At 67.1% G+C, this 9,546-nt stretch carries 19 protein-coding genes; all 19 read left to right on the forward strand.

Annotation, left to right across the window (positions count from 1 at the left end; all coding sequences use genetic code 11):
- On the forward strand, positions 1–1,185 hold a 1,185-nt coding region (gene tuf, locus Q7W29_06060; protein MDO9171378.1), incomplete at its 5' end, for an elongation factor Tu.
- A gap of 114 nt (positions 1,186–1,299) precedes the next feature.
- Positions 1,300–1,608 carry a 30S ribosomal protein S10 gene (gene rpsJ / locus Q7W29_06065; protein MDO9171379.1) on the forward strand — a complete coding sequence of 103 codons (309 nt, stop codon included), beginning with the start codon at positions 1,300–1,302 and terminating at the stop codon, positions 1,606–1,608.
- Between the two features lie 23 nt (positions 1,609–1,631).
- Positions 1,632–2,255 (forward strand): 50S ribosomal protein L3, encoded by a 624-nt coding sequence (rplC, locus tag Q7W29_06070; protein MDO9171380.1) that lies wholly within the window; start codon positions 1,632–1,634, stop codon positions 2,253–2,255.
- A gap of 38 nt (positions 2,256–2,293) precedes the next feature.
- A complete protein-coding gene (rplD, locus tag Q7W29_06075; GenBank protein ID MDO9171381.1) occupies positions 2,294–2,923 on the forward strand; it encodes a 50S ribosomal protein L4 in 630 nt (209 codons plus the stop codon).
- Entirely contained in the window at positions 2,920–3,210 is a 291-nt protein-coding gene (locus tag Q7W29_06080) for a 50S ribosomal protein L23 (protein MDO9171382.1), read from the forward strand. The genes rplD and Q7W29_06080 overlap by 4 nt, the downstream gene beginning before the upstream one ends.
- Positions 3,211–3,253: 43 nt before the next feature.
- Positions 3,254–4,081: a 50S ribosomal protein L2 gene (rplB, locus tag Q7W29_06085; protein MDO9171383.1), complete on the forward strand. Its 828-nt coding sequence runs from the start codon at positions 3,254–3,256 to the stop codon at positions 4,079–4,081.
- A gap of 57 nt (positions 4,082–4,138) precedes the next feature.
- Positions 4,139–4,414: a 30S ribosomal protein S19 gene (rpsS, locus tag Q7W29_06090; protein MDO9171384.1), complete on the forward strand. Its 276-nt coding sequence runs from the start codon at positions 4,139–4,141 to the stop codon at positions 4,412–4,414.
- A 25-nt stretch (positions 4,415–4,439) separates the two neighbouring features.
- Positions 4,440–4,787 (forward strand): 50S ribosomal protein L22, encoded by a 348-nt coding sequence (gene rplV / locus Q7W29_06095; GenBank protein ID MDO9171385.1) that lies wholly within the window; start codon positions 4,440–4,442, stop codon positions 4,785–4,787.
- A 61-nt stretch (positions 4,788–4,848) separates the two neighbouring features.
- Positions 4,849–5,523, forward strand: coding sequence for a 30S ribosomal protein S3 (gene rpsC / locus Q7W29_06100; GenBank protein MDO9171386.1), 675 nt, complete (start codon positions 4,849–4,851; stop codon positions 5,521–5,523).
- Positions 5,524–5,574: 51 nt separating this feature from the next.
- The gene (gene rplP, locus Q7W29_06105; protein ID MDO9171387.1) at positions 5,575–5,988 is read left to right on the forward strand and encodes a 50S ribosomal protein L16; all 414 of its coding nucleotides are present in this window, start codon (positions 5,575–5,577) and stop codon (positions 5,986–5,988) included.
- A gap of 5 nt (positions 5,989–5,993) precedes the next feature.
- Entirely contained in the window at positions 5,994–6,191 is a 198-nt protein-coding gene (gene rpmC / locus Q7W29_06110) for a 50S ribosomal protein L29 (GenBank protein ID MDO9171388.1), read from the forward strand.
- A gap of 49 nt (positions 6,192–6,240) precedes the next feature.
- Positions 6,241–6,504, forward strand: coding sequence for a 30S ribosomal protein S17 (gene rpsQ, locus Q7W29_06115; GenBank protein MDO9171389.1), 264 nt, complete (start codon positions 6,241–6,243; stop codon positions 6,502–6,504).
- Positions 6,505–6,522: 18 nt separating this feature from the next.
- The gene (gene rplN / locus Q7W29_06120) at positions 6,523–6,891 is read left to right on the forward strand and encodes a 50S ribosomal protein L14 (GenBank protein MDO9171390.1); all 369 of its coding nucleotides are present in this window, start codon (positions 6,523–6,525) and stop codon (positions 6,889–6,891) included.
- Complete coding sequence (rplX, locus tag Q7W29_06125; GenBank protein MDO9171391.1) at positions 6,891–7,205, forward strand: 50S ribosomal protein L24; 315 nt, start codon at positions 6,891–6,893, stop codon at positions 7,203–7,205. Before rplN ends, rplX begins: the two co-directional genes overlap by 1 nt.
- Positions 7,206–7,230: 25 nt before the next feature.
- Positions 7,231–7,773, forward strand: coding sequence for a 50S ribosomal protein L5 (rplE, locus tag Q7W29_06130; GenBank protein ID MDO9171392.1), 543 nt, complete (start codon positions 7,231–7,233; stop codon positions 7,771–7,773).
- Between the two features lie 13 nt (positions 7,774–7,786).
- Positions 7,787–7,972 carry a type Z 30S ribosomal protein S14 gene (locus tag Q7W29_06135; GenBank protein ID MDO9171393.1) on the forward strand — a complete coding sequence of 62 codons (186 nt, stop codon included), beginning with the start codon at positions 7,787–7,789 and terminating at the stop codon, positions 7,970–7,972.
- Positions 7,973–7,990: 18 nt separating this feature from the next.
- Entirely contained in the window at positions 7,991–8,398 is a 408-nt protein-coding gene (gene rpsH, locus Q7W29_06140; GenBank protein MDO9171394.1) for a 30S ribosomal protein S8, read from the forward strand.
- A 23-nt stretch (positions 8,399–8,421) separates the two neighbouring features.
- A complete protein-coding gene (gene rplF, locus Q7W29_06145; protein ID MDO9171395.1) occupies positions 8,422–8,961 on the forward strand; it encodes a 50S ribosomal protein L6 in 540 nt (179 codons plus the stop codon).
- Between the two features lie 62 nt (positions 8,962–9,023).
- Positions 9,024–9,398: a 50S ribosomal protein L18 gene (gene rplR / locus Q7W29_06150; GenBank protein ID MDO9171396.1), complete on the forward strand. Its 375-nt coding sequence runs from the start codon at positions 9,024–9,026 to the stop codon at positions 9,396–9,398.
- Positions 9,399–9,546 lie beyond the last annotated feature (148 nt).

A 9,546-nucleotide genomic window follows, 5' to 3' on the forward strand; every position in this document is an offset into this window, starting at 1 on the left:
GCAAAGTTCGAACGGACGAAGGAACACGTGAACGTGGGGACGATCGGTCACGTGGACCACGGCAAGACGACGCTGACGGCGGCGATCACGGAGATCCTGTCGAAGAAGGGCCTGGCGGACTACGTTCCGTTCGACCAGATCGACAAGGCTCCCGAGGAGCGCGAGCGCGGGATCACGATCGCGACCGCCCACGTGGAGTACCAGAGCCTGAAGCGCCACTACGCGCACGTGGACTGCCCGGGTCACGCGGACTACGTGAAGAACATGATCACCGGCGCGGCGCAGATGGACGGCGCGATCCTGGTGGTGTCGGCGGCCGACGGCCCGATGCCCCAGACGCGCGAGCACATCCTGCTGGCCCGCCAGGTGGGCGTTCCGTACATGGTCGTGTTCATGAACAAGTGCGACATGGTGGACGACCCTGAGCTGTTGGAGCTGGTGGAGCTGGAGATCCGGGAGCTGCTGACGAAGTACGAGTTCCCGGGCGACGAGGTGCCGATCGTGAAGGGTTCGGCGCTGAAGGCGCTGGAGAGCGGCGACGCGGACAGCCCCGAGGCGAAGTGCATCTTCGACCTGATCGACGCGTTGGAGAGCTACGTGCCGACGCCGGTGCGCGAGCTGGACAAGCCGTTCCTGATGCCCGTGGAGGACGTGTTCTCGATCTCCGGGCGCGGGACGGTGGCGACGGGCCGCATCGAGCGCGGCGTGGTGAACACGGGCGACAAGGTGGAGCTTGTCGGGGTGCGCGACACGCAGTCGACGGTATGCACGGGCGTGGAGATGTTCCGCAAGATCCTGGACCAGGGCATCGCCGGCGACAACGTGGGCCTGCTTCTGCGCGGGATGAAGAAGGAAGACATCGAGCGCGGGATGGTGGTGTGCAAGCCGGGTTCGGTGAAGCCGCACACGGACTTCGAGTGCGAAGTCTACATCCTGTCGAAGGAGGAGGGCGGCCGTCACACGCCGTTCTTCACGGGCTACCGCCCGCAGTTCTACTTCCGGACGACGGACGTGACGGGATCGGCTCACCTGCCCGAGGGCGTGGAGATGGTGATGCCGGGCGACAACATCAAGATGACGATCGAGCTGATCACGCCGATCGCGATGGAAGAGGGCCTGCGGTTCGCGATCCGCGAGGGCGGCCGCACGGTGGGCGCCGGGGTCGTCGCCAAGATCCTGAAGTGATCGGCCTGAAGTAACGGAGAGACGGCCGGCCCTCCGAGGCCGGCCAGCGACAGGTGAGCAGGCGCCGCGCGGCGGCGATGCTGGAGTAGCCATCGCAGAACAAGGAGAACCGACTTGGCCAAGCAGAAGATCAAGATCCGCCTGAAGGCCTACGAGCCCGCGGTGCTGGATCGCTCGGCGCTGATGATCGTGCAGACGGCCCTGCGGACCGGGGCTTTGGTGCGGGGGCCGGTGCCCCTGCCCACCCGACGCTCGACGTACTGCGTGCTGCGCTCGCCCCACGTAGACAAGAAGTCCCGCGAGCAGTTCGAGATGCGCGTCCACAAGCGGCTCATCGAGATCGAGAACTCGACGCCCCAGACGACCGAGTTCCTCAAGAAGCTGACGCTGCCCGCGAGCGTCGATGTCGAGATCAAGGTCTGAGTCGAAGGCGCCAGGGAGCAACCATGAACGGAATGATCGGCAGGAAGCTCGGCATGACCCGCCTCTTCGACGAGGACGGGCGGCACGTGCCGGTGACGGTGATCGAGGCCGGCCCCTGCGTCGTGACGCAGGTCAAGACGGCCGCCGGCGCGGACAAGTACGACGCCGTGCAGCTCGGTTTCGGCCCGCTCAAGCCGAAGAACACGCCCCGCCCCCAGAAGGGCCACTTCGAGAAGGCCGGCACCGGCCCGCTGCGCATCGTCGGCGAGTTCACCCTCGACGAGGGCGACGCCTACGTCCGCGGCGACCGGGTCGACGTCTCGCTGTTCACGGGCGTGGCCCGCGTCGACGTGACCGGCGTGACGCGCGGGTTCGGGTTCCAGGGGCGCATCAAGCGCTGGAACCAGGGCCGCGGCCCCGCCTCGCACGGCTCGAAGAACGTGCGCATGTCCGGTTCGACCGGTATGCACACCAAGCCCGGCCGCTCGCTCAAGAACACGAGCATGGCGGGCCAGATGGGCAACAAGCAGGAGACCAAGAAGAACCTGTCGGTGGTCCGGGTCGACCAGGAGCGCAACCTGCTGCTGGTCAAGGGCAGCGTGCCCGGAAGCAAGAACGGGATCGTGTACATCCGGGTCAGCCGCTGAGCGGCCCGGCCGGCTCACGAGGGAACAGAGGTCTAACGATGGCAACCGCGAACCTGTACAACCGCAGCGGCGAGACGGTCGGCAAGGTCGACCTGCCCGATTCGCTGTTCGCGCAAGAGGTGCACAAGCAGGCCCTCTACGAGGCCGTGCGCTGCTACCTGGCCAACCAGCGCCAGGGCACGCACGACACCAAGACGCGCGGCGAAGTCTGCAAGTCCAGCCGCAAACTGTACCGCCAGAAGGGCACCGGCCGCGCCCGCGCGGGCAGCGCCAAGTCGCCCGTGCGCGTCGGCGGCGGCACCGTCTTCGGGCCGCACCCCCGCGACTACGGCTACAAGCTGCCCAAGAAGGTCAAGCGCCTGGCCCTGTGCTCCGCGCTGAGCGACCGCGCCGCCAACGAGCGGGTCGCCGTGGTGGAGGACTTCACCATGGCGGCGCCCCGCACGGCCGAGCTGGCGAAGCTCCTGAAGGGGATCGCGACCGAGGGCCGCCACACCCTGGTGGTGCTGCCGGACTCGGGCGGCAACGTCTACAAGTCGCTGCGGAACATCCAGGGCGTGCGCGTCATGCGCCACGTCGATCTCAACACGTACACCATCCTCTGGGCCGACAACCTGGTCTTCACCAAGGGGTCGCTCAGCGGTGCCGAGGAGGTGTTCGGAGCGTGAAGGACCTGAGCAAGGTGATCCAGCGCCCCTTGATCACGGAGCGGGGCTCGGACCTGCGGGAGAAGTACAACCAGTTCTTCTTCCAGGTCGCTCCCGCGGCCAACAAGCACGAGATCAAGCAGGCCGTCGAGCTGTACTTCGGAGTCAAGGTCGAGAGCGTGCGCACCATGAACATGCTGGGCAAGGTCAAGCGGCTGGGCCGCTACTCCGGCAAGCGCGCCGACTGGAAAAAGGCCGTGGTCACCCTCGCCGAGGGCGACAGCATCGACGTCTTCGACAACGTCTAGCGCGGGCGCCGCGCGCGACGCGGCGTGATCGATAGGGGTAGCAATGGCCATCAAAAAACTGAAGCCCGTGACGCCCGGACAGCGCTTCCGCACGGTCTCCGACTTCAGCGAGCTGACCGCGAGTCGTCCCGAGAAGTCGCTGCTCGAGCCCCTCAACAAGACGGGCGGGCGCAACAACAACGGCCGCATCACCTGCCGGCACCGCGGCGGCGGCCACAAGCGCCGCTACCGGCTGATCGACTTCAAGCGCGACAAGCGCGATATCCCGGCGCGCGTGGCGACGGTCGAGTACGACCCGAACCGCAGCGCCCGCATCGCCCTGCTGTCCTACGCGGACGGCGAGAAGCGCTACATCCTCTGGCCGAACGGCCTGAAGGTGAACGACACGGTGCTGGCCGGCGAGGCCGCCACGTTCAACGTTGGCAACTCGCTGCCGCTGCACCGCGTGCCCCTGGGCACCCTGGTGCACAACGTCGAGCTGCAGATCGGCCGCGGCGGCCAGATCGTGCGCAGCGCCGGCTCGTTCGCCCAGGTGCTGGCCAAGGAGGGCGACTACGTCACCCTGCGCCTGCCCAGCGGCGAGGTGCGCATGGTGCATCGCAACTGTTACGCCACCATCGGCGAGGTCGGCAACTCCGAGCACGAGAACGTCGTGATCGGCAAGGCGGGCAAGACCCGCTGGCTCGGCCGCCGTCCCAAGGTGCGCGGCGTGGCCATGAACCCGGTGGACCATCCGCACGGCGGCGGCGAGGGCCGCACCTCGGGCGGCCGGCACCCGGTCACGCCCTGGGGCGTGCCCACCAAGGGCTTCAAGACGCGTCACAAGAAGCCGTCCGACCGCTTCATCGTGCGGCGGCGGGGCAAGAAGTAGCGGAGGACCGCGGACCGGCTCCGGCCGGCCAGGCCCGGGACGAAGGATGGGAGCAGCATGGCTCGTTCGATCAAAAAGGGTCCCTTCATCGACGACCACCTCATGAAGAAGGTCGTCGACATGAACGACAAGGGTGAGAAGCGGGTCGTCAAGACCTGGTCGCGCCGCTCGACGATCGTGCCCGAGTTCCTCGGCCACACCCTTGCCGTGCACAACGGCAAGCAGTTCATCCCGGTCTACGTCCAGGAGAACATGGTGGGTCACAAGCTCGGGGAGTTCGCGGCGACGCGGACCTACCGCGGTCATACGAGCAAGGACAAGAAGAAGAAGTAGTGCGCCACTGGCGGAGGTAGGTGTCATGGACGGCCGTGCAGTCAATCGTTTTGTCAGGATTTCGGCCCGGAAGGCCCGCATCGTGGCCGACCTGGTGCGGGGCAAGCGCGTGGATCAGGCCCTGATGATCCTGCGGCTGACGCCGAAGAAGGCGTCGCCCCTGCTCACCAAGGCGATCCTCTCGGCGACGGCGAACGCCCGCGTCGCCGGCGGCGCCGAGGCCCGGGTCGAGAATTCGGGCTTCATCGTCTCGGAGGTCCGCATCGACGAGGGCCCGACGATGAAGCGGATCCGCCCCCGCGCCCAGGGCCGGGCGTACCGGATCCTCAAGCGGACCAGCCACATCCAGGTGACGGTTTCCTCCGTCCAGTAGGACGGGGTCAGGGACGGGCGCCGCAGGGGCGCCCCGACAGGCGGCACAGGAAAGGACGAGCATGGGTCAGAAAACGCATCCGGTCGGATTCCGCTTGGGAATCGTCAAGGACTGGAACTCTTCGTGGTTCAGCGACAAGAGCTATGCGGACTGGCTGCAGGAAGACCTGCTGCTGCGGCGCTACGTGACGGCGCGCGTGGGCAGCGCCGGCATCGCCTCGATCAAGATCAAGCGCTACCGCGAGAAGGTGAACGTCATCATCTCGACCAGCCGGCCCGGCGTCGTCATCGGCCGGCAGGGCAAGCGCGCCGACGAGCTGCGCGCCGAGCTGCAGCAGACGATCGGCAAGAACGTCAAGCTGGACGTCGAAGAGGTCAAGAAGCCCGAGCTCTCCGCGCCGCTCGTCGCCGAGCACGTCGCCGCGCAGCTCCAGGGCCGCGTCTCGTTCCGCCGCGCGATGAAGAAGTCCATCGCCACGGCCATGCGCATGGGCGCCAAGGGCATCAAGATCCGCTGCGCCGGTCGCCTGGGCGGCTCCGAGATGTCCCGCGTCGAGAACTACCACGACGGCAGCGTGCCCCTGCACACGCTGCGGTCCGACATCGACTACGGCACCACCACGGCCCGCACGACCTACGGCGCCATCGGTGTGAAGGTGTGGATCTGCAAAGGCGAGATCTTCCCGGCCGATTTCAAGGAGCAGCTGCGTTCCCAGGTGCACGAGGAGCGCGCCTAGCCACCGCGGGCGAGGCCGCCCGATCGGCCCGACCGGAGAGGACGACGAGTCATGTTGATGCCGAAGAGGACGAAGTTCAGGAAGATGCACAAGGGCCGCATGCGGGGCACCACCCTGCGCGGCGCCACCGTGGCGTTCGGCGACTACGGGCTCCAGGCCGTCGAGTGCGGCTGGGCCTCGAGCCGCCAGATCGAGGCCGCCCGTGTGGCGATCACCCGCAGCATCAAGCGCGTCGGCAAGGTCTGGATCCGCGTCTTTCCCGACAAGCCCATCACCCTGAAGCCCGCCGAGACGCGCATGGGCAAGGGCAAGGGCAACCCCGAGTACTGGGTCGCCGTGATCAAGCCCGGCCGGATCCTGTACGAGGTCAACGGCGTGAACCTGGAGTCGGCCAAGGAGGCCTTCCGCCTCGGCGCCGCCAAGCTGCCCTTCAAGACGCGCGTCGTCACCCGGCGCGGGGAGTGATCGCGATGATGAAAGCCCACGATCTGCGGGAGATGTCCGTCGAGGAGCTGCAGGGGCTCGTCTCGGAGAAGTCCGAGGAGCTGCTGAACCTGCGGATGCAGCTGAAGATGCGCCGCCTGGACAACCCGCTGCAGGTCCGCGCCGCCCGCCGCGAGCTGGCGGTCATCAAGACGGTGATCAACGAGAAGACGTCCGGGCGCTGACCGCGCCCCCATCGCCCGCGGCGGGAGCCGCGGCCCGGGAGAGACTGCGATGACGAACACGGAGAGGAACCTCAGGGCCACGCGGATCGGCACGGTCGTGTCCAACAAGATGGACAAGACCGTGGTCGTGCGCGTCGACCGGCGATTCCCGCACCCCCTGTACAAGCGGATCATCAACCAGTCGATGAAGCTGGCGGCCCACGACGAGACCAACGACTGCCGCATCGGCGACATCGTGAAGCTCATGGCCACGCGCCCCTTCTCGAAGACCAAGCGCTGGCGGGTGGCCGAGATCATCGAGCGGGCGAAGTAGAGTCCAAGGAGACACGACATGATCCAGGAATACACGATACTGAACATCGCGGACAACTCCGGCGCCAAGACCGCCATGTGCTTCCGCGTGCTCGGCGGGACGAATCGCCGCTACGCCCGGGTCGGCGACATCATCGTCTGCGCGGTGAAATCGGCGATCCCGAACGGCAACGTCAAGAAGGGATCCGTGGTGAAGGCCGTCGTGGTCCGCACCCGCAAGGAGATCGGCCGCAAGGACGGCTCCTACATCCGCTTCGGCGAGAACGCGGCCGTGATCATCAACGCCGACGGCGAGCCGGTGGGCACCCGCATCTTCGGGCCCGTGGCCCGCGAGCTGCGCGAGAAGAAGTTCATGAAGATCGTCTCGCTCGCGCCGGAGGTTCTGTGATGCACATCAAGAAGAAGGACAAGGTCCGGGTGCTGAGCGGCGAGTACGAGGGCCTCGAGGGCGAGGTCCTGAAGGTGTTCCCGGAGAACGGCCGCCTGATCGTGGAAAAGGTCAACATGATCAAGCGCCACACCAAGAAGACACAGCGGACGCCCCAGGGCGGGATCGTCGAGAAGGAGGCCCCCGTGGACGCCTCCAACGTGATGCTGATCTGCCCCAAGTGCGGCAAGGCGGCGCGCACCGGCACGGCCGTGCTCGGCGACGGTACCCGCGTGCGGACCTGCAAGAAGTGCGGCGAGATGCTCGCCAACTAGCCGGACAGGCAGGAGGATGTTGATCATGGCGAAGCCGAGGATGCAGGGGATCTACGAGGAGAGCGTGCGGACCGCCCTCCAGGAAAAGTTCGGGTACACGAACCCGATGATGGTCCCGAAGCCGACCAAGATCGTGCTGAACGTGGGCATGGGCCGCGCGATCCAGAACCCGAAGGCTCTCGAGGGCGCCCTGGCGGACCTCGAGACCATCGCCGGCCAGAAGTCCGTGAAGACGCTGGCCAGGAAGTCGATCTCGAACTTCAAGCTGCGCGCGGGCATGCCCATCGGCGCCTGCGTCACTCTGCGCGGGGAGCGCATGTGGGAGTTCATGGATCGCTTCATCAACTTCACGTTGCCCCGCATCCGTGACTTCCGGGGCGTGCCGGCGCGGCTCAGCGGCCGTGGCGACTACACGATCGGCCTGAAGGACCAGACGGTCTTCCCGGAGATCGATTTCGACAAGGTCGACGAGGCGCGGGGCATGAACGTCACTTTCGTGACGACCGCGAACACCGACGAGGAAGCACGGGAACTGCTGAGCCTGCTGGGCATGCCCTTCCGGCGCTAGAGGAGGACGCAAATTGGCCAAGAAGTCGCTGATCGCCAAGGCCAACCGGCCGGCAAAGTACAAGGTGCGGGCGTACAACCGCTGCCGTCGCTGCGGCCGGCCGCGGGCCTACTATCGGAAGTTCGGCGTCTGCCGCCTCTGCTTCCGCCAGCTGGCGCTGCTGGGGGATCTGCCGGGCGTGATGAAGTCGAGCTGGTAACCGCGAGGAGCTGGGAACATGAACATGACCGATCCCATTGCGGACATGCTGACGCGCATCCGCAACGCCACCCAGGCCGGGCACCGCAAAGTCGAGGTGCCGGCGTCGAACATGAAGAAGGCCGTGGCCGCCGTGCTCAAGGAGCAGGGCTACATCGCGGACTTCGTCGCGGTCGACGAGGGCCCCCAGGGCGTGGTGCGGATCTCGCTGAAGTACTTCGAGCGCGCCGGCAAACGCACCGGCGTCATCGAGGGCATTCGCCGGGTGAGCAAGCCCGGTCGGCGGATCTACGCCGACAAGACGGCCATTCCGAAGGTTCGGGGCGGCTACGGCATCGCCATCGTCTCCACGAACCAGGGGATCATGACCGACCACCAGTGCCGTCGTCACGGCGTGGGCGGCGAGATCCTCTGCGAAGTCTGGTAAGCCGCGGAAGAGAGGACTGAACCATGTCGCGCATCGGACTGAAGCCGATCAGCATCCCGCAGGGCGTGACCTTCGAGATCGAGGGCGACACCTCGATCGTGAAGGGCCCCAAGGGCGAGCTGCGGCAGCATATTCCCGCGGGTCTGGAGTACAGGCTCGAGGACGGCGGCCTGAAGATCGGCCGCCCGGACGAAAGCAAGCCCATGAAGGCCCGCCACGGTCTCGTGCGCGCCCTGATCGCCAACCAGGTCGTCGGCGTGACGACGGGCTTCATGAAGTCGCTCGAGATCATCGGCGTGGGCTACCGCGCGCAGGTCAAGGGCCAGGTGCTGGACCTCCAGCTCCAGTACAGCCACCCGGTGGAGTACCCGATCCCGGCCGACGTCGAGATCGTCTGCCCCGAGCCGACCCGCATCGACATCCGCGGGCTCGACAAGCAGCGCGTGGGCCAGGTGGCCGCGGAGATCCGCGCCTACCGCAAGCCGGAACCCTACAAGGGCAAGGGCATCCGTTACGTCGGCGAGAAGATCACCCGGAAGGCCGGCAAGTCCGCCGCCAAGTAGCGGGACGCATCCGGTAGCGTGACAGGTTCCAGCAACCCGACCGGTTCGGGAGGACGACAGAGATGAAAGACACAGCGAAGAACAGGATCGAAGGGCGCCAGAAGCGGAAGTTCCGCGTGCGCAAGAAGGTGTCGGGCACCGCCGAGCGGCCGCGCCTGACCGTGACCCGCAGCCACAAGTCGATCTACGCCCAGATCATCGACGACGCTGTCGGCCGCACCCTGATCGCCGCGGACAGCCGCAAGGCCGACGAGGCGACGGTGCCGGAGGGCCTGGCCGGCAAGTGCGCCACGGCCTACCGCGTGGGGCACCACCTCGCCCGGCTGGCCCGTGAGAAGGGCATCGAGAAGGCCGTCTTCGACCGCAACGGTTATCTCTACCACGGGCGCGTCGCCGCGTTGGCCAAAGGCGCCCGCGATGGCGGACTCGAGTTCTAGAGCGTGAGACCCTGGACAGGAGCAAATCGATGACCGACATGGCGAACACCACCGGCCGCAGCGACAACCGCTCCGGCGGGCAGGGACAGCGGCGCGGACCCGGCGGACCCGGCGGCCACGGCGGCCGCGGCGGACCCGGCGGACCCGG

Source organism: bacterium, from assembly GCA_030654305.1.
Lineage (GTDB): Bacteria > Krumholzibacteriota > Krumholzibacteriia > LZORAL124-64-63 > LZORAL124-64-63 > PNOJ01.

What these genes read in the sequence shown, in the direction of transcription:
- rplD (MDO9171381.1), top strand. Translation starts at nt 2,294, where the DNA reads ATGGCAACCGCGAACCTGTACAACCGCAGCGGCGAGACGGTCGGCAAG.
- rpsQ (MDO9171389.1), top strand. Translation starts at nt 6,241, where the DNA reads ATGACGAACACGGAGAGGAACCTCAGGGCCACGCGGATCGGCACGGTC.
- rplP (MDO9171387.1), top strand. Translation starts at nt 5,575, where the DNA reads ATGTTGATGCCGAAGAGGACGAAGTTCAGGAAGATGCACAAGGGCCGC.
- rplV (MDO9171385.1), top strand. Translation starts at nt 4,440, where the DNA reads ATGGACGGCCGTGCAGTCAATCGTTTTGTCAGGATTTCGGCCCGGAAG.
- rpsC (MDO9171386.1), top strand. Translation starts at nt 4,849, where the DNA reads ATGGGTCAGAAAACGCATCCGGTCGGATTCCGCTTGGGAATCGTCAAG.
- rplF (MDO9171395.1), top strand. Translation starts at nt 8,422, where the DNA reads ATGTCGCGCATCGGACTGAAGCCGATCAGCATCCCGCAGGGCGTGACC.
- rplE (MDO9171392.1), top strand. Translation starts at nt 7,231, where the DNA reads ATGGCGAAGCCGAGGATGCAGGGGATCTACGAGGAGAGCGTGCGGACC.
- rpmC (MDO9171388.1), top strand. Translation starts at nt 5,994, where the DNA reads ATGATGAAAGCCCACGATCTGCGGGAGATGTCCGTCGAGGAGCTGCAG.
- rplC (MDO9171380.1), top strand. Translation starts at nt 1,632, where the DNA reads ATGAACGGAATGATCGGCAGGAAGCTCGGCATGACCCGCCTCTTCGAC.
- rplR (MDO9171396.1), top strand. Translation starts at nt 9,024, where the DNA reads ATGAAAGACACAGCGAAGAACAGGATCGAAGGGCGCCAGAAGCGGAAG.
- rplN (MDO9171390.1), top strand. Translation starts at nt 6,523, where the DNA reads ATGATCCAGGAATACACGATACTGAACATCGCGGACAACTCCGGCGCC.
- rpsH (MDO9171394.1), top strand. Translation starts at nt 7,991, where the DNA reads ATGAACATGACCGATCCCATTGCGGACATGCTGACGCGCATCCGCAAC.
- rplX (MDO9171391.1), top strand. Translation starts at nt 6,891, where the DNA reads ATGCACATCAAGAAGAAGGACAAGGTCCGGGTGCTGAGCGGCGAGTAC.
- rplB (MDO9171383.1), top strand. Translation starts at nt 3,254, where the DNA reads ATGGCCATCAAAAAACTGAAGCCCGTGACGCCCGGACAGCGCTTCCGC.
- rpsS (MDO9171384.1), top strand. Translation starts at nt 4,139, where the DNA reads ATGGCTCGTTCGATCAAAAAGGGTCCCTTCATCGACGACCACCTCATG.